A 26,091-nucleotide genomic window follows, 5' to 3' on the forward strand; every position below is an offset into this window, starting at 1 on the left:
CCGCCCCGACCAATGATAGTGTAGCATTTGCTATGTGACTCTCTACCGCTGTGGGCACTACGACATTGCCAGGCTCCAAATAAGAGAAAGCCGCTTTAGAAATGAAGCGGCTTTTTTACGTCTATAAGAAAGTGAAAATATTAGCTATCAGCCGTCAGTTATCAGCTGCACAGCGTCAAGCAGTACTTTGTAGCGTGGGTTGAGTATCACGAAACCCACGGGTAAAAGAACGCGACGACCACCTCAGTGCCCAGTGAATCCCATTAGCAAACATTAAGAGTACTTTGCTATGTGACTCTCCACCGCTGTGGGCACCACGACATTGGCAGGCACCAAATACAAGAAAGCCTGACTAGAAAGAGTCGGGTTTTTTACGGTTATAGAAAAGAAATATTCAGTATGTTCTTCTCTAAAGCGCATCACCTCTTTGTAAACCGTATTTTTGTTATCTAACATAAGCAGATACACGTTTATCCATCCTTAAAATAGATCACTTAATTATGTGAATTGTTATTAGTGGTTTTACTTTAGTTTGTTAAGGGTTTACTTTTTTCTTAAGCGTAGTAACTTATGTTTTGTATAAGGCGGTTTAAGTATCTATATAGCTTTTCATTGAATTACGTTGTGTGAGTAGGTCGTAAGTTAGGCTGTAGCTAGCTATACAAGTAGGTTTAGGTTGTGAAAAGCTCGTTTAATATATTAAATAAGCTTTGTAATTAGCTTATAGTTTACTTAAATCGTTTAGTTTTAATGAGTCATCTAAAAGGCCAAGGCCAAGGCCAAGGTCAAATAGCAAAGCGGTGGCGACACCTGATAAACCCTTTGAATTCGTAAAGCTTGATCGCCAATGCTGCAATTGTGTAGCGGATGCAACCATTTTTTAAATTTACTGGCAACGCGCATCTTATCTATATTAAAAACACTTATGAGCTCTCCTGTGTTTGCATTTACTTGTACAAAACTGTGAGGAAAGCGATAAGAGGGATCGCTTTTGGTTTTGAACCTAAAACGACTACCGCATTGTGATTTGTCGGGGGTTCTACCCATACAAGGCGTGTATTTGGCATGGCCTTTTGTGCTGTACTAAGTGCTGCTGATAAAGAAATACTATTCTTTGATTTTACGGTTGCGCTATTAGATTTGTCTATATTCCAAGTAGGGCTGTTATTAAAGGAGCGGTTTGTTTGGGTATTGCCAGCATTATACCGGTTGCTGTTAAGAGGATTAAAGGCAGAGAAAAAGTTAAACCAAGTAGCTTATGTCAGTCATACAACAAGCCCAGTGAAGATCTGCGCGTTTTAAACTGTAATGCCTTAGCCCAGTCCTTTTTTAGTCCTCCAAGCGTATAGGCCTGATATGAGGAGTGTAAGGCTACCTATTACTACATAGCCGATAACGATTGTTACAGTGTTACCTGCAAGTAACGAAAAGTGCAAGTTTTAAATCCAGGTATCAAAGTAGTTACCCCATACTTCCTCACGTAATATATGTTTGCCATCAAGGCTCGGCCAAACCATTAGCGGTGCAAAAGCGTGCTCCACGGTTTTGTTTTGGTTGTAATATCTTGCGGGGATACAATGTTTATCTTTAGTGGTTTCTAAACGCCACGAGCCTTGTTTATCTGGGTAGTGGATTTTTAACGTTTTATATGCGGTATCCCAGTTTAAAGGCTTCGCTGTTTCTGTACTTAAATTACTTATACTTTCATTCAGTTCGGGGTAATAAACGAGTATAGAACCTGTTAGGGCGATGACTCGAGTAAACCTCCAATAGGTGCCTAGATATAAATATACATGTCTTGTTATTTTCGCCATGAACCATTAAAAGGCATAAAAGAGTGACCACTAAAAGTATGCAGTATAGGGAGTGCGTATTGTATCTTTGTTTAATAGAAAAGAACTGCGACAAAATGTCGGAGCAATAAAATTAGCGTGGCAAACAAAAACGCCAGCTTTATAAGCTGGCGTTTAAATCAGGCTCGGTAATTAATTATGCTTTTGGGCCTGCATTTTTTATATCATCTGAGACATCGTATTTAGCAAAGTTTTCAGTGAAGTCAGCTGCAAGTTTTGCTGCATATTCATTATACTTTGCTTTATCTTCCCATGTATTAATTGGGTTAAGTAGCTTGCTATCTACACCAGGAACTTCCATTGGTACGTCTAGGTTTAATACATCGATATGCTGAGTTTCAACATTGGCAAGCTTACCAGATACAATTGCATCAATAACTGCGCGAGTAGTGGGGATGTCAAAACGCTTACCAGTACCGTATGGGCCGCCTGTCCAGCCTGTATTTACAAGGTAAACCTTTGCGCCAAATTCGCGTACGCGCTTCATTAGTAGTTCTGCGTATACACCTGCAGGGCGAGGGAAGAAAGGGGCGCCAAAACACGTTGAGAATGTAGATTCAATATCGCTAGTTGAGCCAATCTCTGTTGAGCCTACTTTAGCCGTGTAACCACTTAAAAAGTGAAAAGCAGCGGCTTCTTCGCTAAGTACAGAAACCGGTGGTAAAACACCGCTTACATCACAGGTTAAAAATACAACGGCTTTAGGCTCGCCAGCACGGTTTTCTACTTTTCGCTTTTCTACGTGTTCTAGCGGGTAAGCAGCACGGCTGTTTTGTGTCAAGCTTGTATCATTAAAGTCAGGTGTGCGCGTTTCGTCCAATACAACATTTTCTAAAATTGTACCAAAGCGAATAGCATTCCAAATCACTGGCTCATTTTTTTGTGAGAGGTCGATACATTTAGCGTAACAGCCGCCTTCGATATTAAATACGCTTCCTGGTGCCCAACCGTGCTCGTCGTCACCAATTAAAAAGCGTGTTGGATCGGCCGATAACGTTGTTTTACCTGTACCCGATAATCCAAAGAATAGTGCTGTATCACCCGCTTCTCCTACGTTAGCAGAGCAGTGCATTGGTAATACACCTTTTGCTGGAAGAAGAAAGTTTTGAACGGAGAACATCGATTTTTTCATTTCACCGGCATAACGCATACCGGCAAGTAACACTTTGCGTTGAGCAAAGTTAATAATAACTGTACCGTCGCTGTTGGTGCCATCACGCTGTGGATCACAAACAAACGAAGGTACATTCATTACCTGCCATTGAGGTAAATCAGATGCATTATAGTTTTTAGGCTCAATAAACATGTTTTTAGCAAAAATATGGTGCCACGCTGTTTCTGTAGTAACAACTACAGGTAGATAGTGCTCAGGGTCTGCGCCAACTTCTAGGTGAGAGGTGAAGTGGTCATTACTTTGCACATGTGCTTCTACGCGAGCCCATAAAGCGTCAAATTTGTCTGCATCGAATGGGCGGTTTACATTACCCCATTGGATATCATCTTGTGTGGTTGCTTCTTTTACAATAAAACGGTCTTTTGGCGAGCGACCAGTACGCTTGCCTGTAATTGCAACAAAGGCTCCATTTGCGGCTAGTGTCCCTTCGCCACGACGAATCGCGTGCTCGACAAGTTCAGCTGCGGTTAAATCGACAAAACGTGTTGCGCTTGTAGTCATGTTTATACCTAACTATGTGTGAGAGTTTGAACGGGATAGCTCTGGGTTCTTAGTTCCCTTAAGCTGAAATTATAGTAACAGAAGGATTTGAGATATTCGAGCCTGTAAAGGCCCTAAAAACACATATATTTGCTAAAAAACATGAATAATTTCAATGATACCGGTGTCAGTAAATTAACAAAATTCATGACACCGGTATCATCATTTTATAATATAAAACCGCATATTTTGCGGCTTTATGTTTAACTATGAAGTGGGAGTCTAATTAAAAATATTTTTAATATCTTGCTCGTCAAATATATATTCTTTTAAGCAGTAGTGGCAGCTAATATTCACTGTGCCATTTTCAGCAACGTCGTCAAGTAACTCTTGCTGACCTACATTTACTAACGCGGCGATAGTTTTGTCTCGGCTACAGCCACATTTAAATGTAATAGCTTGTGGGTCAAACACGCGTGGATTATCTTCGTGGTATAAGCGTGTTAAAACCGTATTAGCATCTAGCTCTAATAGTTCTTCGGGTTTTATTGTATCGCTCAGAGCCTCTAAGTGGGTAAAGTCATCTATTGACTTTTGTTTATCTACTGGCAGTACTTGTAAAAACAAGCCACACGCTTTCGCTTTACCTTCGCTTGTATTAGTTGCAAACCATAGTCGAGTTTTTAACTGTTCTGATTGCTCAAAGTAGCTTTCGATACACTCACTTAATGTATCGTGCTCAAGAGGTACTATGCCTTGGTAACGATCCCCTTTAGTTGGGGTAATCGTAATTACCATGTAGCCTTTGCCTACAAGCTCTTTAACTGTTGAGCCGCTAACCTCGCTTTGCATGCGGGCAATACCACGCATGTTTTGCTTATCATCACCGTTAATAACAGCGTATTTAACAGGGCCATCGCCTTGTAGCTGAACGGCTATTTCACCTTCAAATTTTAAAGTTGCAGTTAATAAACACGTTGCAACGAGTAATTCACCTAATAATGCTTTAACTGGCTCAGGGTAATTATGATTAGCTATCATCTCGTTGTAGGCGTGTTCAATTTGAACGAGTTCGCCACGAACATCGAGTTTGTCGAATAAATAACGGTGAAGTAAATCTTGTTGCATGAGCGGCTATACCTAACTTGATTTCATTTTTAAAAGTTCGCGCCTTTGCTTTTTATCTGGCTTTTTATCCGGATGTGGAGCAAAGAAACTGTTGTTTTTGCGTGCGATGGCGTTTTCTTCGCGTTTTGCAATACTTGCGTCAGTTTCTTGATACAAGGTCTGTGCAATGGGGGCGCTTTGGCGTTTTTCAAGCACTTTAAGAACCTTGACAAGCTTTTCATCAACGCCCTGAGTAAGTTTTATGGTCGCGCCAACCTCCACAATTTTACTCGCTTTAGTACGCTGTCCATTATAATGTACTTTGCCGCCTTGTACCATTTCGCGCGCAAGCGCACGGGTTTTGTAAAAGCGCGCGGCCCATAACCACTTATCTAAGCGAACTTTTGGCTCACTACTGTGGTCTGAGTCGGCATTGGTATTATTTTTTTTACTCATTAGGCTTCTTCAATCGACTATTTATATATCGTAAAATTTATCATGAAATCATCGTAGGATGAAGGTATGACGGCGCGTGCTGTTTTTTTAGTCAACATTACATTGCCATATTAATCTGTTTACAAAGTTTAATATTAGTGTGCTTGTTGAATGAAAAATGAAAGGGTACTATGGGTACGCGCTTATGCAGTAAATTAAAATAAGAACATTATTATGGAACAGCAAATTCAACAGCTTAAACAATTTTTAACACGGCTACCCCATGCTAAATTAAGCGCAGTAGTTACGCTGTTAGTTGTTGTTTATCTTGCTTATTTATTCTCAAAGCTAGTATGGCTAGTTTGGCCTCAACCCACCGCATCACCGCTTTCACCTTTACACTATTCAAACCAAACAAAGGCTTCAAGTGCGACTTCTGTGCAAAACATTATAGAGCAATTTTTGTTTGGTAAAAAAACTGTAACAAATGAAACTAATACTGCACAGCAAAACGAAGTAATTAATAATGCGCCAGAAACACGCTTGAGCATTAACTTAACGGGTATTGTTGCGGTAAGTAACGACGATAAAGCAGGTGTAGCTATTATCGAATCACAGGGGCGCCAAGTAAGTTATCTTGTTGAAGAAGTTGTGCAAGGAACACGGGCAAAAGTTGCACAAATACTCCCCGATCGCGTTATTTTAAGTGTAAACGGCCGATATGAAACGCTAATGCTAGATGGTCTCGACTTTACAAAAAAAGTGTCTATGCCTGTGCTAGCAGCCCGTGAAGAACAAGATATGGGGCCGCAAAAATTAAAGCAAAGCGAGTTGCAAATTAACGCAACCGCTGACCCTGATGTAAAAGAAGCAATAAAAGAAACGCGAGAAGAGCTACTAAGTGAGCCTGGAAAGTTATTTGATTATATTCGTGTTTCACAAGCAATGCGTGATGGTGAATTAATTGGCTATCGTTTAAGCCCAGGTAAAGAGCCAGCATTGTTTAAGCAAATGGGTCTACAAAATAATGATTTAGCCGTGGCTATAAACGGTTACCAATTAACAGATTTACAACAGGCAATGGCAGCTATTAATGAGCTGCGCAACACTAGCGACGCTACAATCACGATAGAACGTGACGGTGAGCAAATCGATGTGCAATTTAGCCTGCAATAACTTAGCTTTGGAGTTTTAACATAATGGTTCAGGTGCTACACCTCAAAAAAATTAAAAAAGGGTTAGCTAAGTACGCAGCGCTTTTTTTAGCAGCCAGTATTTCGTTGTCGGTTTCAGCTGTTGAATATGCTGCAAACTTTAAAGGCACAGATATCAACGAGTTTATAAATATTGTTGGTAAAAACCTTAATAAAACAGTGATCATTGACCCAAATGTGCGCGGTAAAGTAAACGTACGTAGTTATGAGTTAATGGATGAAGCGCTGTACTACCAATTTTTCTTAAATGTACTCGAAGTGTATGGCTACTCAGCAGTAGAAATGGACAACGGTATTATTAAAATTGAAAAAAGCTCTGACGCTAAGAAATCAAATGTACCGCTAATTACAGAAAACAGCGCTGCATCGGGCGATATGATGATCACCCGTGTAGTACGGGTTAAAAATGTAAGTGTTCAAGAACTTGGTCCATTGGTGCGCCAGTTTAGCGATCAAAAAGACGGTGGCCATGTAGCAAACTTTAATGCTGCCAATGTCATGATGCTTACTGGTCATGCAGCGTCGGTTAACCGCTTAGTGGAAATTATTCGCTCGGTAGATCAAGCCGGTGATAAGCGTGTAGATATTGTTAAGCTTAAATATGCAACGGCAGATGACGTTGTATCGGTTGTTGAGAATATTTACAAAGACAGCGGCAAAGGCAGCGTACCAGAATTTTTAATTCCTAAGGTGGTTGCTGATGGCCGTACAAATAGCGTAATTGTAAGCGGTGAAGGGCAAGCCCGTACCCGTGCTATAGAACTAATTAAGCGACTAGATGGTGAACTTGAAAGCCAAGGCAATACCAAAGTATTTTACTTAAACTACGCCAAAGCAGAGGATTTAGTAAAAGTACTGCAAGGGGTAAGTAAAACGCTTGCAGAAGATGGCCAAGGCACAAGTAAAACTCGCACAAACAATAAAAACGATGCCAGTATTGAAGCACATCCAGATTCAAACTCGTTAGTTATCACCGCTCAGCCCGATACCATGCGTTCATTAGAGACCGTAATTGATAGGCTCGACATTCGCCGTGCGCAAGTACTTGTAGAAGCGATTATTGTTGAAGTAATGGAATCGGATGGCGTTAACTTAGGTACGCAATGGATTTCGGAAGATGGCGGTATGCTGCAATTTAATAATGGCTCAACGGTACCGGTAGGCTCATTAGCGGTTGCCGGTATTCAAGCGCAAGACACCACAACCACACAAACCATAATAGGTACGGAAACCGGTAATGTTACCAGCTATGATGAAACGACTGAGGGTGACTACACTGCACTTGCTTCATTACTAAGTGGTGTAAATGGCTTAGCATTTGGTTTAGTTAAAAACGACTGGGGTGCCATTATTCAAGCTGTTTCAACCGATACCAACTCAAATATTTTAGCTACGCCTTCTATTACCACCATGGATAACGAAGAAGCGTCGATGATAGTGGGTCAAGAAGTGCCCATTATTACTGGTTCGCAAACAGGTAGTAATAACGACAACCCATTTCAGACCATTGAACGCCAAGAAGTAGGTGTAAAATTAAAAGTAACCCCACAAATTAATGATGGCTCAGCAGTACAATTATTAATTGAACAAGAAGTATCAAGTGTAAGTGGTGCAACCGCTGTTGATATTTCTGTTAATAAACGCGCCATTACCACAACCGTTATGGCTGATGATGGTGGTATGGTTGTGTTAGGCGGCCTAATTGATGAAGACGTACAAGAAAGTGTGTCTAAGGTGCCAATTTTAGGCGATATTCCTATTTTGGGTCACTTATTTAAGTCAACGAATACGACCAAACGTAAGCGTAATCTTATTGTATTTATTCGCCCAACTATTATTCGTGATGGCGTTAATATGAACAAGTTAAGCTTTAATAAGTACAACTTTATCCGTGGCGAGCAAATGAAAGAAAAAGAAGATGGCATAGAACTGATGCCAAATTCAGATGTTCCTTTACTTCCATCGTGGGATGATGAGCTTATTCTGCCACCAACTTATGAAGAGCACTTAAAAGCATTAAGCTCTAAAGAACGTGCAGAGCGTGAAGATGACTAGCGCAATAGAACAAATAAACGAAGAAGTGGTTCATCGTAGTGCTGAACCGCGATCTGAGGAGTTACTGACTAGCAACGATTTAGTTGAGTTGCCTCCAAAACGTTTACCTTTTTCCTATGCCCGCAGAGCGGGTGTACTGCTTAGCAAAAATAATGAACAGCAAGTTGTGTACTATCGCGGCGAGCTAGATGTTGAAGTATTGTTAGAAGTGCGTCGTATTGCAGGGAAGGGCTTTACTCTCGAGCAATTAGCTGACGATAAATTTGAGTTACTATTAGAGGCGGCTTATCAGCGCGATAGCTCTGAAACACAACAAATGATGGAAGATATTGGTAACGAGGTTGATTTATTCTCCCTTGCCGATGAGCTCCCACAAACCGAAGATTTATTAGCCGGCGATGATGATGCGCCTATCATCAAGCTAATCAACGCCATGTTAAGCGAAGCAATTAAAGAAGGTGCATCCGATATACATATCGAAACCTTTGAGCAAGAGCTTGTGATTCGTTTTAGGGTTGATGGCGTATTAAAAGAAGTTCTCAAGCCTAATCGTAAGTTAGCCTCGTTATTAGTATCGCGTATTAAGGTAATGGCGAAACTAGATATAGCAGAAAAACGTATTCCGCAAGATGGCCGTATCAGCCTGCGTATTGCAGGGCGTGCAGTAGATGTGCGTGTATCTACCATGCCATCTAGCTTTGGTGAGCGTGTAGTACTGCGTTTACTTGATAAAAACAATGCCCGCTTAAACCTAGAAGATTTAGGCATGACACCGCAAAACCGAGAGTTGTTTGCTGATTTAATTAGTAAACCACACGGTATTATTTTGGTTACTGGCCCAACGGGCTCTGGTAAAAGTACCACCTTGTACGCCGGTATGAGCCAAATAAACTCTCGCGATCGTAATATTTTAACGGTAGAAGACCCAATAGAGTACGAAATTCCGGGGATTGGCCAAACACAAGTAAATACCAAAGTAGACATGACCTTCGCCCGCGGGCTTCGCGCAATATTACGTCAGGATCCCGATGTAGTCATGGTTGGTGAAATACGTGACCTTGAAACCGCGCAAATTGGCGTGCAAGCATCACTTACAGGTCACTTAGTGATGTCTACACTGCATACCAATACCGCCTCGGGCGCAATTACCCGTATGGAAGACATGGGGGTAGAACCATTCTTACTTTCATCGTCATTGTTAGGTGTGCTGTCGCAGCGCTTGGTACGTACTTTATGTAATAGCTGTAAAGAAGGTCACACTGCTGATGAACGTGAGTGTGAGCTACTAGGTGTCCCTTTTGATAGCGCACCTACAATTTATCGCGCAGTAGGGTGTGAAGAGTGTAACTTTAATGGTTACCGTGGCCGTACTGGTATTCATGAATTACTGGTGGTTGATGAAGAAATACGCGAAATGATACACAGTGGCAAAGGCGAGCAAAGTGTTGAAAAATACATTCGCCAAAAAAGCCCAAGCATACGCCAAGATGGCTGCAGCCGGGTACTGGCAGGCAAAACAACCCTTGAAGAAATTCTACGCGTTACCCGTGAGGAAGCCTAACCATGGCGGCGTTTGAATACCGTGCCCTTGATGGCCGAGGGAAAGAGCAAAAAGGCATTTTAGAGGCCGATACAGCGAAGCAAATTCGCCAAGCGCTGCGCGAAAAAAAACTTACGCCGCTTGAAGTTGTCCCTGCAGCAGAAGGGGAAAAACAAGTTAGTGGCGCAAAAACGCCGTTATTAAGTCGTTTTTTCAAACCCAGCGTATCGACCTCCGATTTAGCCCTTATTACGCGCCAGCTTGCTACCCTCATTCAATCGGCGTTACCTGTTGAAGGGGCCGTAATGGCGGTGGCAGAGCAATGTGAAAAGCCTCGCTTAAAACGTATGCTTATGTCGGTACGTTCAAAGGTAGTAGAGGGTTACACTCTGGCCGATGGTATGAGTGAATTTCCTCATGTATTTGATGATTTATACCGAGCAATGGTAGCCGCAGGTGAAAAATCAGGGCACCTTGACCAAGTATTAAATCGCCTGGCTGATTACACCGAACAACGTCAACACATGCGCAGCCAAATTACTCAAGCCATGGTTTACCCCACTATTTTGGTTATTTTTGCTATTGGTATTGTGTCGGTGTTGCTCGGTACTGTGGTACCCAAAATTTTAAAAACCTTCGAAAAAACGAAGCAAGTACTGCCTTGGACGACCGAATGGGTTATGGCAGGCAGTCACTTTGTACAAAATTATTGGTTTATAAGTTTGTTAGTCATTACTGCGCTGGCAGTCGGTATTAAACATGCACTTAAACAACCTAAAGTTCGCTTTTGGTGGGACGACCGCGTTCTGCACATGCCTGGTTTTGGTAAAGTAGCGCGGGGTATTAATACAGCGCGTTTTGCTCGTACACTCAGTATTTTATCGTCAAGCTCAGTGCCACTACTTGAAGGAATGCGTATTTCGGGTGGTGTATTAGCCAATGAAAAAATGAAAAAGTCGGTGGCCGATGCTGCCGATAGAGTCAGTGAAGGTGCAAGCCTGAGAGCGGCCTTACAGCAAACTAAATTATTTCCACCGATGATGCTACACATGATCGCCAGCGGTGAAAAATCAGGTGAATTAGAACAAATGTTAGAGCGCGCGGCTAATAACCAAGACCGTGAGTTTGAAAGCATGGTAAACGTATCATTAAAATTATTAGAGCCAGCAATGATTGCCTCTATGGCAGTGATTGTTTTGTTTATAGTAATGGCTATTTTACAGCCAATAATGGCAATGAATAAAGCGGTAGGACTTTAAGCTTTAAGGGGTTAGCTAAGTGAATATTTACTTAGATGATGCCAAATTAAATTATGTTTTTGGAAAATGAGGTATTTACGTGAATAAACAATCAGGTTTTTCTTTACTCGAAGTAATGGTGGTATTGGTTATTATCGGGATGATTATGTCAATTGTGGCGCCTAATATTATGGGCCAACAAGAAGAAGCTGCTATCGATAAAGCACATTTAGATATTCAACAGCTTGAAGATGCAATGAGCTTATACAAGCTAAAAAATAAGAGCTACCCAAGCACAGAGCAAGGTCTTGAAGCACTGGTAAATAAAACCAGCATTGAGCCAATTCCTAAGCGTTTCCCTGAGGGTGGTTTTATTAATGAATTACCAGAAGACCCATGGGGTAATGATTACCAGCTAATTAGCCCAGGCGAAATTGGCAAGTTTGATATTTTTTCAATGGGACCCGATGGCGAAGCTGGTACCGATGATGATATTGGTAACTGGAACGAAGACGAGCAATAAATGCGACTTAACCAAGCAGTACGGTTAAATACGATTGCACGAGGCTTACTATGCAAGTAAGCCTTAATCGTATGCGCGCCCACCACCGTGGGTTTAGCTTAATAGAAATTTTAGTGGTACTGACTATTATCGCATTTGCGACCAAAATGGTGGTATACAGCTTAGAAGGGGGCGCCGAAGATGAGCTTGATACTCAAGCGCTTAGGCTGCATACCACCATTAACATGGCCTCTGAATTTGCCATTTTAAATCAAATAGAACTTGGCTTAATGGTTGAAGAAAACACCCTTGAGTTTTTAGTATTTGATGGCGAAAAATGGATTACCTTTGACCGCGAAGACCTTTACAAACCCATTGAGCTTGATGAACGGCTAAAACTCACGCTCAATTTAGAAGATTTAGCCTGGTCACAAGAGAACTTACTTGAGCAAGCAAATTGGCGTGAGCTAATGAGCGGCGGCGATGACGATAGCTTACTAGAACTTGAAAAATTAAAAATACCGCAAGTCCTTATTTTATCATCTGGTGAGGTTAGCGCCTTTCAGCTTATTGTTGAATTAAAAGAGCAAAGTGAACCTGTGTATTACATTGAAGGGGAATTTACGGCCCCTGTTAATTTGCGAAAAGAGCCATAATAATGAGGCTAAATAAAGGCTTTACCTTACTCGAAGTGCTTGTGGCGTTAAGTATTTGTGCTATGGCTGGGATTGCGGCTATGCAAGCAACCGGCGAGCATATAAATCATTTAACCACACTTGAAGAGCAAACGTATGCATCGTGGGTGGCAGAAAATGTGCTCGTGGAGCAGCGTAGCAAAGGTAAAGGTTGGCAGGCTAAAAATGGCGCGCGTGGCAGCGAAGTAATGGCGGGCGTTGAGTGGTTTTGGAAGCAAGAAATAGCACAAACAGCAGACAAAAGCTTTGTAAAAGTGACCATAAATGTCTTTAGCGATGAAAAATATGAGCAATCGGTGTACGAGCTTTCAACTTATTTAAATAAAGGCAGCTAATAAGTGAAGCAGCGCGGATTTACATTAATCGAAGTATTAGTTGCTATGGCTATTTTAGCGGTGGTGATTATGGCGACTCACCAAATTTTAGACTCAACCACCAAAGCAAAAGAAGCCTCTGATGAAAAAATAGCGGAGCTTAACGGCCTACAAACCGCATTTAGGTTAATGGACCAAGACTTTAGCCAAATGACCCAGCGCACTGTACGTAATGAAGCCGGTGATGCACAAGCGCAATACTTACTAGCAGGGCGTTATATATTAGAAAGCCAATACGATGGTATTGCGTTTGTACGCGATGGCTGGGTAAACCCAATTAATTTGCTGCCTCGTTCTGAGTTACAAGCTGTAGGGTATAGAGTACTTGATGACAATTTAGAACGTATATACAGAGTGTATGTAGATCAGCTTGATAATATGGAACCGCGGGTACAAGTTGTTTTAAAAGGTATTGAAGAGCTTAAATTTGAATTTTTAGATGCCAACAACGAATGGCAAGAGCAATGGCAAATAAAAGCCTTACCTAAAGCGGTTGCGGTTACTTTACAACAAATTGAGGCAGAGCCTATTCGTCGTGTTTTTTTAGTACCCGGGCAGGGCAAAAACAGCGGGGAGAGTAATTAATGAATAAGCACAAATCTCGCGGTGCCGCATTAGTTATTGTGCTGTTTATTGTTGCACTGGCCGCGATATTAGCTGTAGAAATGAGTGCTAATTTAATGGTGCAGGTTCAAAAAAGCACTAACCTGCAAGGTCATCAGCAAGCAAAGTGGTATGCCTACGGCGCTGAAGAGCTGGCAATAAAGGCACTAAAGTTAAGTAAAGACGATGATCCTGACAAAACCTCATTAGATCAGGTTTGGGCCACGCAAGGCGACACTCAATACCCTGTAGATAACGGCACGCTAAGCGGTAAAATTACCGACCTACAAGCGTGTTTAAATTTAAATGCATTAGGGGAAGCGCCAGACCCAAACTCTACGAGCAAAACCAACCCTGCCCATAAAGCACTGTTTGCATTATTAGAAAACATTGAAGATTTACCTGCCGAGGAAAGCGAAGAAGCAATGGCAGACAGTGTATTTGACTGGCTTGATGAAAACAGCATTACCTATCGTTCAGGCGCTGAAGAAGACGAGTATTTATCTCGGGATTACCCTTATATGAGCGCAAATAGTTTATTTGCATCACCCTCTGAGCTGCGTTTGGTAAAAGGTTTTAATCCGCTAGTAATGGAAAAGGTATTACCTTTTGTGTGTGTTATTCCGGGGTCTTCCTTATTATCGATTAACGTCAATACGTTACTTCCCGAACAAGCACTTATTTTAAGTGCCATGATTGACGAATTATCGTTATCAGGCGCGGAAGCGGTTATAGCAGCGCGTCCTGAAACCGGATTTGATAGCGTAGATGAATTTTTTTCCGAGGTACAGCAGCAAGGCGGTACAAATTTAGATTCGGTAAAAGAGTTGTTTAGTATTAACAGCGAATATTTTAAATTACAAACGCAGGCGACATTTGTCGATTTGCGTTTTTCGATGACCACATTACTTCATGCCAAAAATGGCGAAGTAACGATACTGGCGCGAAAATTTGGAGGCGTACAGTGACAGAAATACTGCTGATCCGCACGGGTCAAACAGAGCAAGATAAATTAAATTGGTTAATTTATTCACCACAAGAACAAGAAATAATTGCCAGTGGGGAATTAGCCGATGCAAGCCGTTTAAGTGAGCTAAGTGAAAAAGCGCAAACCCGCGAGGTGGTGGTATTACTGCCTAGCGATCAGGTGCAGCTTAAAATAGTGGCGTTGCCAACTAAATGGAATCGTAAGTTAGAGCAAGCGTTGCCATACATGCTTGAAGAAGATATTGCGTGCGATATAGACGAGCTATTTGTCGCAATTGGCGAGCCCACCATGATTAATGAGCAGCATGCAATTAAAGTTGCCCTAACTGACCGCGCGTGGTTTGAGGCTTGGCTTGCTTTATTTTCAGAGCATAATTTGGCGGTATACACCATTTTACCAGATGCCCTGCTACTACCTACCAGCGAGGATGATACATTAACCGCCATAGAGCTTAATGATCAGTGGTTATTTAAAAGAGGCGATTGGCAAATTAGTGCTGTTGAAAATAGCTGGCTAAGGGATTACTTAAGTGCGCTTGGTGAGCCGAGCGTAAAGCACTACAGTCCAGCTAATCAGTTTCCTGAAAGTATTAACCTCATTGCGCAAACAAGCGACTACGATTTACCATTGGCCTTATTTGCCAAACAACTTACCAGCGTTAAATTTAATTTACGCCAAGGTATGTACCAGCTTAAAAAGAAAAGTGCACTGTGGTGGGGTTATTGGCGGGGCGCAGCCATTATCACCGGTGTTGCTTTATTTGCTACCATTGCCATAAAGTTGGTTGAACTAAATCAACTTAACTCGCGTGTTGAGCTTGCTAAAGCCCAGGTAGTGGATAGATACCAAAAAGCTTTTCCCGGAACTAAAGTACGCCCTAACTTAATTAAAAGCCAAATCAGGGGCGCGCTTAAAACCATTAATGGCGAAAGTGAAGCCGGGTTTTTAGATTTGACCAGCGAATTAGTTGGCGTGTTTTCGCAAGTAAGCGAATTTACGCCAGAAACCCTACGTTACGATAAACGCCGTAATGAGCTGCGAATACGCGCACGCGCAAAAGATTTTCAAACGTTTGGTAAAGTAAAAAGTATACTGGAGCAACAAGGATTAACGGTTGAACAAGGGTCGTTAAATAACGATGGCGACTTTGTAGTAGGCGAAATAAAACTGCGAGGTGCAGTATGAAAAAGCAAATAATGCAATACTGGCACTCATTAAAAGAGCAAGAGCAGCAATTGATTATGGTTGCTGGTGGTATATTTGTTGTTTTTGTTTTAGTAATGGGCATTTTTAGACCTTTAAATAACGCCATAGATAAAGCCAAAAAGTCGTATGTCACTCAACAAGAGCTGCTCGTATGGGTTGATCAAAGCATAGTAAAGTTAAAAGCGGCGGGTAACACGCAGGCAATTAGCAATCAAAACATTAGCCAAGTGGTTAATTCAACGCGTAGTCGCTACCGTATTACTATTAGTAAAATGCAGCCTAACGATAACTCGTTACGTTTAACGCTTGATTCGGTAGAGTTTAATCAATTAATAGAATGGTTAGATGAACTGGTTAATCAGCATGGCTTAAGAGTAGAGAACCTGGATTTAAGCAAAGATGATAAATCAGGGTTTGTACGTGTAAGCCGCTTAGTACTAGAGAAGTAATGAATGAAAAAAATAATAATATTATCAGTGGTATTTTTTATTAGCTTTATTGTGTTTTGCATAATGAAATTACCAGCGGCCATTGCGTTAGACCTAGCTAAGCCGTACCTACCAAAGCAGCTTGAAATAGGCCAAACCGTAGGGACTGTGTGGCAAGGTCAAATGATGCAGGTGCGCTATCAAGACGAACAGCTAAATAATGTTCGCTGGGATATTGCTGGCTTGCAGTTACTTACTGGCAATTTAAATGCTAACTTAAAATTTGGTAACCCGCGTGAGCGTAGCGATATTTCGGGCTATGCTGATGTGAATTACGGACTATTTAATAATGTGGTTACCGTTACCGATGGTATAATTCGCTCGACCGTAGAGCGTGCCATGCAACGTATTACATTACCTATACCGGCTACCGCCAAAGGTCGTGTTATTTTAGAGCTGAATGAGTACACCTCAGGTGTGCCTTATTGTGAGTCATTAAAAGGCGAGATTGCCAGCCCAAATATTGATGTTAAAGGCTTTAATGGCTGGTTTAATATTGGGCCACTGAGTGGCATGTTAAGCTGTAAGTCGGGCGATATAGCCATTTTGGTCGACCCAGAAAACACCTTAGGCCTTGAAGCCGACGCAACACTTAAAGCTAACTTTGACTTTAAAGTAGCAGGCTATGTTAAACCTGATGCCAGCTTACCCAAAGATGTGCACGACGCGGTTAAGTTTTTAGGCCGCCCTGATGCACAGGGCCGCTACCCACTTAATTTTTAATGTAACAAAAGAGATTTAATGCAATTACCACAGTTTAACGAACAACACGCACAGCAATTAAGTGCATTTTTGAGTACACAACCTCAGGCTATGTCATTAACACAAAGCCAAGGCTATCTATTTGGGGTTATTTGCTCGCCAAGCCCATTAGAAGTTCACCAGTGGTTAGCGCATATTGTGCCTAATACGGCTAACGATTTAGACGAAGAAATACTGTTTTTATTTATGGCGTTGTACCATCAAATTAGTGAGCAAGTATTTGAAACCGGTTACAAGTTACCCGCTGATTTTGACCTTGAGTATACCCAAGCCTGGAGTGAAGGTTTTTTACGTGCTACTCAAGAATACGCACAACCTCTATTAACAGCTCCTGCGTTAGAGCCTCAGTACAAAGAAGCACTAGAGAGTGCGCTAAGTACGCTTAGCTTTTTTGCTGTTGATGAGCAAACAAGAGTGCAAATTGCGCAGCAAAACAACATGACACTCGAAGCCTTATATCAGTATCAGTACGAATCAATGGGCGACTTTGCATTAGGTTTTGCCGAGCTAATTGAGGTGGTGGCCATAAACAGTGGGCTGATTACAGATGAAGGGTGGGAAGAGTAGCCTTTAGGTATTAAACGGCGCTTAGGATAATTAAGCGCCAAGTTCTAAAATAATATCAGTGCAGCCTTTTTTACACTTAACAACGCCTTTACCCGGTTCATTGGTGGCTAAATCGAGTGTTAACACCTCGCCGCACTGCTCACAGTATAAGGTTTTTCCTTGCGATAGCTTTTTAAGTATTGTGCGCTGTTTCTGAAAAGAGTCACTCGCTTTTTTGTTTAGCTGCGAAAAATCCACTACTTAGCTCTCTTTTGTTCTAATGCATCCGATACAATTTTACACACTGTATTTAAACGCTCTTCGTAAAAATATAAATTTAAGTCGCGCTCGCGGCAATAACGTAAATGAAATAACTGCACTGAATCATCAGTGGTAAAGGTTTTTTCAATATATTCGTTCTCAGACTCAGATAGTTTTAATGCACTGCTAATACGGTTTTTAGCCATATTGGCTGCAGGGCTACGGTTTATTTTGCTCGCATCACTTAAAAAAACCACACCTTCACCTAATAGCTTTTCGCGGGGCTCTTTAACTAATGGGTGATCAATAGTAAAAAACGCAAGGATCAAAATGACCAATATAATAAATTTTTTCATAAATGCGTAAACCTTGATCTTAATGGGGTAATTTTAGCAAGCAGTGTAATAAACTGCATTTTAAAAGCAAGTAACTGAGATGAATAAATTATTAGCAATCTATACCTGTAATTTTAGCCAGCATTGTTATAATAGCCAACAGCAGTTAGATATTTCTGAAATATCTGAAAGTATTCAAACAGCTGATTATTTAAACTAATCACACTTACCATTAACGAACTACAGTTACAGTATAGAATACGCACATATTGCTACGTTTTTATTTCCAAGCGGCGTTGAGGAACTTCGATGGACAAGCAAATTAAAGTAAAGAATATACCTGCAGAGGTTAAAATCCAACAACCGGATTTAAGCCGTCAAGACGACAGGTTTAACCCACGTAACCGAATTTATGTTCGCGCAGTAAAAGGGCTTCATCAGTTACTTAGACAGCGTATAGGCTTTTTAGGCATGCTTGCTTTTATGCTTTTGCCCTGGATAAATTTTAATGGCCAGCAAGCTGTGTTATTTGATTTAGTAGGTCAAAAGTACAATATTTTTGGGCTAACGCTGTGGCCGCAAGACTTCACTATATTAGCCTTTATATTTATGTTGGCCGCGTTTGCACTCTTTTTGGTTACTACCTTTTATGGAAGAGTATGGTGTGGCTATACCTGCCCGCAAACGGTATGGACCTTTATATTTATTTGGTTTGAAGAAAAGTTTGAAGGCACAGCGAATCAGCGTAAAAAGCTAGATCAACGCCCGATGGACTTTGATAAGTTTTGGCGAAAAACAGCAAAGCACACCAGTTGGGTTTTATTTGCCTTATATACGGCGATTTCGTTTGTCGGATACTTTACGCCTATCCGTGAATTACTCCCTGACTTTGTTACTTTTAATGTAGGTGGCTACGCGCTGGTAAGTATTATTTTCTTTGCTGCGTGTACCTACGCTAACGCAGGGTGGATGCGCGAAATTATGTGTTTACACATTTGCCCCTATTCGCGTTTTCAATCGGCTATGTTTGATAAAGACACTTACACCGTAACGTACGATGAAAAACGCGGCGAAAGCCGAGGCCCACGTTCGCGTAAAATTGCCCACGAAGATTTAGAAATGGGCGACTGTATAGACTGTAACTTATGTGTGCAGGTGTGCCCTACAGGGATAGATATCCGTAATGGTTTGCAAGCCGAGTGTATTAACTGTGGTGCATGTATTGATGCCTGCGATGGTGTAATGGATAAAATGAATTATCCGCGTGGTCTTATTTCTTATACTACAGAGCGTAATCTCGAAACACCTGAAAATAAAACCAACCCACTGCGAGCTAAAATCATAGGTTACACGGTCATACTGGTGGTGCTTACCAGTGCGCTGGTGGCTAACATTGCATTTAGAAAGCCTATGGACTTTGACATAATACGAGACCGTAACCAATTGTATCGTGTTGACTTTAATGGCTTGGTAGAAAACACCTATACATTAAAAGTAATCAACAAGGCGCAGTACGAGCAAACCTTTAATATTGATGTTCAAGGCCTTGAAAACTTTAAGTACATTGGCAAACAAACATTTACAGTGCAAGCTGGGCAATCGCATAATGTGCCACTGTCACTTGTGATGGACCCGTATGATTTAAAAGCGCCAATGACGGAGTTTAACTTTGTACTTTCACCGGTTAATGACCCCGATGAAAGCATATCGCAACCGAGTAACTTTTTTAAAGCGCGATAAAATACTAACAAAAGCGGGGTAACCCGCTTTTTACATTAAGAAGCCCATGAGTAAATTTAGTTTTGAAGATTTAACGCCCGACTTAATTCTCGATGCAATAGAAAGCGTTGGTGTATATGCAGAGTCAGGTTTATTAGCACTTAATAGCTACGAAAACAGAGTCTACCAATTTAAGGCGGAAGATGGCCTGCGCTACGTTGTTAAGTTTTACCGACCTGAGCGCTGGAGCAAAGCGCAAATACAAGAAGAGCATGACTTTGCATACGAGCTTGCCGAGGCTGAAGTATCCGTTGTTGCACCCATTAAGCACAACGGAGAAAGCTTATTTGAGCACCAAGGTTATGTATTTGTGTTATTTCCAAGCGTAGGCGGGCGGCAGTTTGAGGTGGATAACTTAGATCAGCTTGATGTAATGGGTCGTTTAATTGGCCGTATGCATCAAGTAGCTAAAAGCAAAGCATTTAAACACAGACCCACGTTTAGCTGCGAAGAATATTTGCATACAGCTAAAGTTCATCTGCAAAAAAGTAATTTGGTACCTATGGGGATCAGCACGGCTTTTTACACCATATTGGACTTGGTTATTGAGCAAGCGCAAGCTCAGTATAAAAATGTGCAAACGATACGCTTACATGGTGATTGCCACGCAGGTAATATTTTATGGGCAGGCGAAGCACTTATGTTTGTTGATTTAGATGACGCTCGCCAAGGGCCGGCCATTCAAGATTTATGGATGATGCTCAGTGGCGATCGTCAAACACAGCTGTTACAGTTAGACACCCTTGTAAATGCGTATGAAGAGTTTTGTGATTTTGACCACACTCAACTCAAATTAATTGAACCGCTTCGTGCAATGCGTATTATTCATTATATGGGTTGGGTAGCCAAGCGATGGAGCGATCCGGCGTTCGTACGGAACTTTTCATGGTTTGCTGAAGACAAATACTGGGAGCAACAAATTTTAGCGCTCAAAGAGCAACTTGCCGCATTGCAAGAAGCCCCGCTGAAGTTATTGCCATAAAATTTTATTTAAAAAGTACACGAGATACCAATGCTTAAAAAATTGAAACTGAGCCTATTAATTTTATGCTTACCATTTGCAGCCTTTGCTGCACAGTTTGAAGCCGATAACCAATATACTGTTATTGATGTAGAAAAAAGCGCAGAGCCGCAAGTAACCGAATTTTTCTCGTTTTACTGTCCGCATTGTTTTAAATTTGAGCCTGTTGCAAAGGCAATTGAAAAAAGCCTACCTGCGGGCACTGAATTTATAAAAAACCACGTTAATTTTTTAGGTGGCGTATCACCACAGGCACAAAGCAACTTAAGCTACGCCTACTTAATCGCTAAAAAGCACGGTCAAGCACAAAGTATCAGCGACCAAATTTTTAAAAGTATTCATGTACAGCGTGCACCGTTAACGCAAATGAAAGACGTTAAAAAATTACTTGAAGTTAACGGTATCGATAGTGCAACGTTTGATCAGGACATTGCCAGCATGCCAATTATTTCAGCTGAGCGTGCAATGCAAGACAAACAAAATAAATATTCAAAACTAGGTGCGCTAACTGGTGTGCCTACCTTTATCGTAAACGATAAATATAAAATAAACATTAACACCATTAATAACCAGCAAGAACTGAATGAGTTAGTTGCGTTTTTATTGACACTTTAATCTCGGAGAACAATAACAATGATCAAATTAGTTAAAGCAGGTTTACTTGCATTACTACTGCCTATGGCTGCTAGCAGTGTAGCTGCCACTTATGAAGAAGGCGTACATTACGATGTGGTTGCAGAGCGTGCCACTAAAAAGCCAGAGGTAAAAGAGTTTTTCTCATTTTATTGCCCTGCTTGTAATAACATGGAAGCATTAATTGGGGAGTTTAAGCCAAAGCTAGACAAAGACGTTAAATTTAAAAAGAGCCATGTTGATTTTGTCGGTGTTCGCGATCCAGAAAACCAACAAATGATGAGCCAAGCGTTAGCCACCGCGGAAGTACTTCCACAAAAAGATAAAATTGTTGCGGCTATTTTTAATCATATCCACACTAAGCGCGCTAAATTTAACGAGCTTGCAGATGTAAAAGATGTGTTTGTAGCGCAGGGCGTTGATGGCGATAAGTTTGATAAACTATACAAAAGCTTCTCGGTACGTACATTAAGCTCTAAAATGAAACGTGACCAAAATTACTTTAAAGAAAAAGGCGCGCTACGTGGCGTACCAACCTTTATCGTAAATGGTAAATACAAATTAAACCTAGGCCGTGAGTCTGGTATTACCGCGCCAGAAGATATTAGTAAATTAATTAACTATTTAGCGAACAAATAAGATTTGCTAAAACAAAAAAAGCTCCTGAGGGAGCTTTTTTTATGGAAGTGATTTAAATTAAACTCACTATTTTCTTTGTAAGAAAACACCCGATTCTATGTGATGCGTATAAGGGAACTGATCAAATATCGCAAAGCGCTTAACATGATGAGTGCGGGTTAAATGATCTAAATCGCGCTCAAGCGTGTCTGGGTTGCACGATATATAAATAATGTTCTCGTAGTTGGCCACTAAGTCACACGTAAGGGTATCCATACCTGCACGTGGAGGGTCGACTAAAATAGTTTGGCAATCGTAACTTTTTAAATCTATCCCCTCTAAACGCGAAAAGGTACGTTCACCATTCATTGCCTGGGTAAACTCTTCACTCGACATGCGAATTATATCTAAGTTATCTACTTTATTTTTAGCAATGTTGTATTGCGCTGAATGCACAGAAGACTTAGATATTTCAGTCGCTAATACGCGATTAAATGAACCCGCCAATGCAATAGAGAAATTACCATTACCACAGTAAAGCTCCAGTAGGTCATTACTAAGTGGTTTACATAAGTCTTGTGCCCACTCCAGCATTTTTATATTCACTTTAGCGTTAGGTTGCGTAAAGCTATTTTCTACTTGTTGATAAATAAGCTCCTGGCCGTTTACGGTTAAACGCTCAGTAACAAAATCATTGCCTAGTACTTCTTTTTGCTTGCGCGCACGACCGATAAAGTCAATATTGTACTTACTGCTCAGTTTTTCTTTCAGGGCTTTTATTTCAGTTAGCCACTGATCATCGAGTGGTTTGTGATAAAGCAAGCTTACTAAAATCTCGCCACTTAATGATGATAAGTAATCGATTTGAAACAGCTTACGACGTAATACTTCACACGACTTTAAATTATCAATCATCACCTGCATAACTTCACCAACTAATGGCGCGGCAGGGTCAAAGGTGTCGACGCGAATTTTTTCTTTCGTGGCCTGATCAAACATAATATGAAATAGATCATCCCCATCGTGCCATACTCTAAATTCAGCACGTTGGCGGTAGTTAATTGGCTCAGAGCTAAACACCTCTAACGCTTGCACACCAAATCGCTTAAATTGCGACGTAATACGCTGCTCTTTTTCAGTTAGCTGCGTATCGTACTGTGTGGTATCTATTTTAATCACTGCCATTAATGCTACTACCTTATCTATGAGATCTATTTATCGGCGCTATTGTAGGGAGCGAGCAGTATTTGTCTAGTTTTGCTGATAATAAAGTTGCTGTTTTTTTAAACATACACTTTAGTTTTATCACTATTAGCCGATAATGAGCTAAGTTCGTAACGGAGGTGGATCATGAAAATCGGTAATTATGGCTATACGCCAAACAACAACGTAAACAAATTCAATAATAAAGAGGCGCTACAGCAGCCAACAATCCAATCTCCGCAAGAAAGTTCATTACAGCGAGGCAGAGAGCTTGCTGCAAAAGTGCTTGGCGACAAAATGGCAGAGCAGCTAGGTTTACCTGTTGAGCAAAAACAAGCCGATAAACCTTTATTCGATTTTGATGCAATAGTAAAAAATGTACTCGACTTTGTCTCTGGCGCAGTTAATAAAGCCAAAGCCAATGGAGCTGATGACGATAAATTAAAAAATATGTTAGACGATGCGCGCACTGGGGTTCAAACCGGTATAGACGAAGCGGTTGATGAACTGAAAGGCACCGGTGTATTTAACGAAGAAATGCAAGAGGGCATCGATAAGTCAAAAGAAGGCATTTTTGAAGGACTTGATGAGTTTGAGCAAACTCTATTTAATCCACAACCGGCCAGTGTAAGCGTAAGCCAAGCACAATATGTAAGTATGAGCAGCAACGCCGAGTATAAGTTTACAACAGCCGAAGGTGATGAGGTCAGTATTAGCTTTGCAGATGCATATGAGTCGCAAACAGCGAGCGGGTATCAGCAAAGTAATAACAGCGAATCGTTTGCCAGTTCATCGTCGCAATCTCGTGAGCTTTCTTTTTCAATGTCAGTTAATGGTGATTTAAACGAACAAGAGCAAAATGCTATTAATGCCATGATGGAAGAGCTACAAGGAGTAAGTAAAACATTCTTTAGTGGTGACTTAGATGAAGCGTTTGAAAAAGCGCAAGAACTGAGTTTAGGCAGTGAGCAACTTGTTGCATTTTCAATGGATCTTCGCCAAACAAAAACAGTTGCTACCGTTAAAAGTTATGAGCAATATCAGCCAAACCCAACAAAAGAGGTAGCCGATGCGATCGCACCTTTTAATGACGATCTAAAAAATGCATTTGATAAAGCATCGCAACTAGGCCTACAAGATCAGCTTGCCGGTATTATAGAGTGGCTAAACCAAGATCAAGCAGCGGTCGATCAGCTCGTTGATTACACCCAAGCAATGTTTGAAAACCTAAACCAATTGAATTCAGCGGGCGAGTCACTCGACGCACTAAAGTCTGAGCAAAGCTAAACTGCTTTCTTTTATAAAAACCTCATGGCAAACTGCCGTTCTTAGTAAACAGTAGGAACCAAAGTTTGTCAGCCCACATAATGGTATTTGATTCAGGTATAGGTGGCACCACTGTGCTTGAGCATATTCAAAAGCGTATTCCAAATGCACAGTACAGCTACTTTATGGATAATGCATTACTCCCTTATGGCGCGCAAACTCAGCAAACTATTATAGGCCGCTTATGCTCACTCATTTATTTTATTGAGCAAAATGCGCTTGGTGTCGATCTTATTGTTATAGCTTGCAATACAGCTTCTACATCAGCCTTAAGTGAAGTACGCAAAATTACATCAATACCTATAGTCGGCGTAGTGCCGGCAATAAAACCTGCTGCTGAAGAAACCCGCACAAAGCACATCGGCTTATTAGCAACCCCTGCCACAGTGGCAAGCCACTATACTCATACACTAATAAAAGAGCATGCCAGTAAGGTAACAGTGAGTTTATATAGCAGTGTTGAGCTGGTGGCATTGGCAGAGCAGCTATTTTTTTCTCAAAAACTAGATACATTCAAACTACATAAAGAGCTTACGCGTTTGCGCATTAACTCAGATATAGATTTACTTGTACTAGGTTGCACACATTTTCCAATCCTTAGCAACGCTCTACAAGCGCACTTTAATAACTCAGTGCAATTACTCGATTCAGGCGCAGCCATTGCCAGCAGAGTAAACTATCTATTAGAGCAGCATAACTTTGGAAATAAATTTGCAGACAAAAAAAAGCCGCTGCAATATTATGCAACGGCTGATGTTTTGAGTAATAAGCTAGCTATAAAGCACGTTACACTGATTGATCCGTCCCAGAGCGTAAAGAGCTAGAATCATCTTCTTGTTTTTGTTTTGCCTCACGCACTTTTAAAGTACGCTGTTGAAACTCACTATCGTTTAACTTAGCAATTGCATTGTCTGCATCTGCCTGCGCCATTTCAACAAAACCAAAGCCACGACGTTTGCCAGTATTCTTATCCTTTAATAGGCGCACGTTGAAAACTTTACCTTGTTCTTCAAACAAAGCGCGAACAACCCCTTCATTTGCACGATAAGGAAGATTACCAACATAAAGTGTTTTTGTTTTTACTTCAGCTTCTTCACCACCTTCCGATGACATTGCAGCAATAGCAATCCCACCAATTAATAAACCAGCACCAAATAGCAATGCTGGGCTTAAAGCTAAGCTGCCTAAAGCAAACTCAACAATAACAAAACCAACTACAGCAAGAATTACAGAGAAGATAAAAGATTTTTGATCGGGTAATTTCATTTTAGATCTACCAATAAACAGGAAATAAACATTAATTTAACATTGTGAACTTGCTATCTTAACGTCTTAAACGAACATAGCAATGAAATTTATATTAAATAATAAAAATCAGTATAAAAAAGCATCACCTTAGCCGGTGATTTAGCTAATTTTACGCTGTTTTGCTTTATTTTTGTTCGAACAGTAAAAAGATCTAAAAAAAGGGTTGATCTGTTTTCGGATCTCCCTATAATGCGACCCCACTGAGACGGGGTATGGCGACGCGCAGCGGACAACGCATAGCGAGGCACAACGGCTCAAAGAGTTAAGTAAAACTTAGGTTTTAAATCATCGCAAGAAAGTTTAAAATTAAGTGTTGACTCGAAAAATAAAGGATGTATTATACGCAT

At 41.0% G+C, this 26,091-nt stretch carries 28 protein-coding genes; 20 read left to right on the forward strand and 8 right to left on the reverse strand.

Annotated elements, in window-relative coordinates:
- The first annotated feature begins 1,065 nt into the window (after nucleotides 1-1,065).
- The gene (locus tag AN391_RS20820; RefSeq protein ID WP_235575996.1) at nucleotides 1,066-1,302 is read left to right on the forward strand and encodes a hypothetical protein; all 237 of its coding nucleotides are present in this window, start codon (nucleotides 1,066-1,068) and stop codon (nucleotides 1,300-1,302) included.
- Between the two features lie 137 nt (nucleotides 1,303-1,439).
- Here the strand turns inward: AN391_RS20820 and AN391_RS20825 are convergent, their stop codons facing one another.
- The 4 genes from AN391_RS20825 to hslR form a co-directional block, all read right to left on the reverse strand.
- Complete coding sequence (locus tag AN391_RS20825; protein ID WP_235576503.1) at nucleotides 1,440-1,814, reverse strand: hypothetical protein; 375 nt, start codon at nucleotides 1,812-1,814, stop codon at nucleotides 1,440-1,442.
- A 175-nt stretch (nucleotides 1,815-1,989) separates the two neighbouring features.
- Complete coding sequence (locus AN391_RS18530; RefSeq protein ID WP_055016758.1) at nucleotides 1,990-3,528, reverse strand: phosphoenolpyruvate carboxykinase; 1,539 nt, start codon at nucleotides 3,526-3,528, stop codon at nucleotides 1,990-1,992.
- Between the two features lie 261 nt (nucleotides 3,529-3,789).
- Nucleotides 3,790-4,635, reverse strand: a complete 846-nt coding sequence (hslO, locus tag AN391_RS18535) for an Hsp33 family molecular chaperone HslO (RefSeq protein ID WP_055016759.1) — start codon at nucleotides 4,633-4,635, stop codon at nucleotides 3,790-3,792.
- 12 nt (nucleotides 4,636-4,647) lie between these two features.
- Nucleotides 4,648-5,070, reverse strand: coding sequence for a ribosome-associated heat shock protein Hsp15 (gene hslR / locus AN391_RS18540; RefSeq protein ID WP_055016760.1), 423 nt, complete (start codon nucleotides 5,068-5,070; stop codon nucleotides 4,648-4,650).
- Between the two features lie 213 nt (nucleotides 5,071-5,283).
- Between hslR and gspC the strand changes: the two genes are divergently transcribed.
- From gspC to AN391_RS18605, 13 genes are all read left to right on the forward strand, one after another.
- The gene (gspC, locus tag AN391_RS18545) at nucleotides 5,284-6,225 is read left to right on the forward strand and encodes a type II secretion system protein GspC (RefSeq protein WP_055016761.1); all 942 of its coding nucleotides are present in this window, start codon (nucleotides 5,284-5,286) and stop codon (nucleotides 6,223-6,225) included.
- A 23-nt stretch (nucleotides 6,226-6,248) separates the two neighbouring features.
- On the forward strand, nucleotides 6,249-8,318 hold the full coding sequence (gene gspD, locus AN391_RS18550; RefSeq protein WP_055016762.1) for a type II secretion system secretin GspD: 2,070 nt from the start codon (nucleotides 6,249-6,251) through the stop codon (nucleotides 8,316-8,318).
- Nucleotides 8,311-9,879 (forward strand): type II secretion system ATPase GspE, encoded by a 1,569-nt coding sequence (gspE, locus tag AN391_RS18555; RefSeq protein ID WP_055016763.1) that lies wholly within the window; start codon nucleotides 8,311-8,313, stop codon nucleotides 9,877-9,879. The genes gspD and gspE overlap by 8 nt, the downstream gene beginning before the upstream one ends.
- Before the next feature lie 2 nt (nucleotides 9,880-9,881).
- The gene (gene gspF, locus AN391_RS18560; RefSeq protein WP_055016764.1) at nucleotides 9,882-11,117 is read left to right on the forward strand and encodes a type II secretion system inner membrane protein GspF; all 1,236 of its coding nucleotides are present in this window, start codon (nucleotides 9,882-9,884) and stop codon (nucleotides 11,115-11,117) included.
- Between the two features lie 79 nt (nucleotides 11,118-11,196).
- Nucleotides 11,197-11,619, forward strand: a complete 423-nt coding sequence (gspG, locus tag AN391_RS18565) for a type II secretion system major pseudopilin GspG (protein WP_055016765.1) — start codon at nucleotides 11,197-11,199, stop codon at nucleotides 11,617-11,619.
- Nucleotides 11,620-11,669: 50 nt separating this feature from the next.
- Complete coding sequence (gene gspH, locus AN391_RS18570; RefSeq protein WP_004588446.1) at nucleotides 11,670-12,254, forward strand: type II secretion system minor pseudopilin GspH; 585 nt, start codon at nucleotides 11,670-11,672, stop codon at nucleotides 12,252-12,254.
- A gap of 2 nt (nucleotides 12,255-12,256) precedes the next feature.
- The gene (gene gspI, locus AN391_RS18575) at nucleotides 12,257-12,628 is read left to right on the forward strand and encodes a type II secretion system minor pseudopilin GspI (RefSeq protein WP_055016766.1); all 372 of its coding nucleotides are present in this window, start codon (nucleotides 12,257-12,259) and stop codon (nucleotides 12,626-12,628) included.
- A 3-nt stretch (nucleotides 12,629-12,631) separates the two neighbouring features.
- Complete coding sequence (gene gspJ / locus AN391_RS18580) at nucleotides 12,632-13,252, forward strand: type II secretion system minor pseudopilin GspJ (RefSeq protein WP_055016767.1); 621 nt, start codon at nucleotides 12,632-12,634, stop codon at nucleotides 13,250-13,252.
- Entirely contained in the window at nucleotides 13,252-14,238 is a 987-nt protein-coding gene (gene gspK, locus AN391_RS18585) for a type II secretion system minor pseudopilin GspK (RefSeq protein ID WP_055016768.1), read from the forward strand. The genes gspJ and gspK overlap by 1 nt, the downstream gene beginning before the upstream one ends.
- The gene (gspL, locus tag AN391_RS18590; RefSeq protein WP_055016769.1) at nucleotides 14,235-15,443 is read left to right on the forward strand and encodes a type II secretion system protein GspL; all 1,209 of its coding nucleotides are present in this window, start codon (nucleotides 14,235-14,237) and stop codon (nucleotides 15,441-15,443) included. Before gspK ends, gspL begins: the two co-directional genes overlap by 4 nt.
- Nucleotides 15,440-15,913, forward strand: coding sequence for a type II secretion system protein GspM (gene gspM, locus AN391_RS18595; RefSeq protein WP_055016770.1), 474 nt, complete (start codon nucleotides 15,440-15,442; stop codon nucleotides 15,911-15,913). The genes gspL and gspM overlap by 4 nt, the downstream gene beginning before the upstream one ends.
- A gap of 3 nt (nucleotides 15,914-15,916) precedes the next feature.
- Nucleotides 15,917-16,675, forward strand: a complete 759-nt coding sequence (locus AN391_RS18600; protein WP_055016771.1) for a type II secretion system protein N — start codon at nucleotides 15,917-15,919, stop codon at nucleotides 16,673-16,675.
- A gap of 18 nt (nucleotides 16,676-16,693) precedes the next feature.
- Entirely contained in the window at nucleotides 16,694-17,281 is a 588-nt protein-coding gene (locus AN391_RS18605; RefSeq protein WP_055016772.1) for a UPF0149 family protein, read from the forward strand.
- Between the two features lie 30 nt (nucleotides 17,282-17,311).
- Here the strand turns inward: AN391_RS18605 and AN391_RS18610 are convergent, their stop codons facing one another.
- Nucleotides 17,312-17,518 (reverse strand): hypothetical protein, encoded by a 207-nt coding sequence (locus AN391_RS18610; RefSeq protein ID WP_055016773.1) that lies wholly within the window; start codon nucleotides 17,516-17,518, stop codon nucleotides 17,312-17,314.
- A complete protein-coding gene (locus tag AN391_RS18615; RefSeq protein WP_055016774.1) occupies nucleotides 17,518-17,877 on the reverse strand; it encodes a hypothetical protein in 360 nt (119 codons plus the stop codon). Before AN391_RS18615 ends, AN391_RS18610 begins: the two co-directional genes overlap by 1 nt.
- A 288-nt stretch (nucleotides 17,878-18,165) precedes the next feature.
- Here AN391_RS18615 and ccoG point away from each other — a divergent pair, with 288 nt between their 5' ends.
- From ccoG to AN391_RS18635, 4 genes are read left to right on the forward strand one after another with little or no spacing between them, the layout of a single operon-like run.
- Nucleotides 18,166-19,596: a cytochrome c oxidase accessory protein CcoG gene (gene ccoG / locus AN391_RS18620; RefSeq protein WP_055016775.1), complete on the forward strand. Its 1,431-nt coding sequence runs from the start codon at nucleotides 18,166-18,168 to the stop codon at nucleotides 19,594-19,596.
- A 46-nt stretch (nucleotides 19,597-19,642) separates the two neighbouring features.
- Complete coding sequence (locus tag AN391_RS18625) at nucleotides 19,643-20,617, forward strand: serine/threonine protein kinase (RefSeq protein WP_055016776.1); 975 nt, start codon at nucleotides 19,643-19,645, stop codon at nucleotides 20,615-20,617.
- A 30-nt stretch (nucleotides 20,618-20,647) separates the two neighbouring features.
- Nucleotides 20,648-21,271, forward strand: coding sequence for a thiol:disulfide interchange protein DsbA/DsbL (locus tag AN391_RS18630; RefSeq protein WP_055016777.1), 624 nt, complete (start codon nucleotides 20,648-20,650; stop codon nucleotides 21,269-21,271).
- Between the two features lie 18 nt (nucleotides 21,272-21,289).
- Entirely contained in the window at nucleotides 21,290-21,928 is a 639-nt protein-coding gene (locus tag AN391_RS18635; protein WP_004588433.1) for a thiol:disulfide interchange protein DsbA/DsbL, read from the forward strand.
- Nucleotides 21,929-21,994: 66 nt separating this feature from the next.
- Here AN391_RS18635 and trmA read toward each other — a convergent pair whose 3' ends face one another.
- Nucleotides 21,995-23,092, reverse strand: a complete 1,098-nt coding sequence (gene trmA / locus AN391_RS18640; protein ID WP_055016778.1) for a tRNA (uridine(54)-C5)-methyltransferase TrmA — start codon at nucleotides 23,090-23,092, stop codon at nucleotides 21,995-21,997.
- A gap of 165 nt (nucleotides 23,093-23,257) precedes the next feature.
- Here trmA and AN391_RS18645 point away from each other — a divergent pair, with 165 nt between their 5' ends.
- Together AN391_RS18645 and murI are read left to right on the forward strand one after the other, a co-directional pair.
- Nucleotides 23,258-24,397, forward strand: a complete 1,140-nt coding sequence (locus AN391_RS18645) for a DUF5610 domain-containing protein (RefSeq protein WP_055016779.1) — start codon at nucleotides 23,258-23,260, stop codon at nucleotides 24,395-24,397.
- A gap of 65 nt (nucleotides 24,398-24,462) precedes the next feature.
- Nucleotides 24,463-25,260, forward strand: a complete 798-nt coding sequence (gene murI, locus AN391_RS18650; RefSeq protein WP_055016780.1) for a glutamate racemase — start codon at nucleotides 24,463-24,465, stop codon at nucleotides 25,258-25,260.
- Here the strand turns inward: murI and AN391_RS18655 are convergent.
- Nucleotides 25,223-25,702 carry an RNA-binding protein gene (locus AN391_RS18655; protein WP_055016781.1) on the reverse strand — a complete coding sequence of 160 codons (480 nt, stop codon included), beginning with the start codon at nucleotides 25,700-25,702 and terminating at the stop codon, nucleotides 25,223-25,225. The genes murI and AN391_RS18655 overlap by 38 nt on opposite strands.
- Nucleotides 25,703-26,091: the final 389 nt, after the last annotated feature.

Origin of the sequence: Pseudoalteromonas sp. P1-13-1a, assembly GCF_001401875.1 — a bacterium.
Taxonomy (GTDB): domain Bacteria; phylum Pseudomonadota; class Gammaproteobacteria; order Enterobacterales; family Alteromonadaceae; genus Pseudoalteromonas.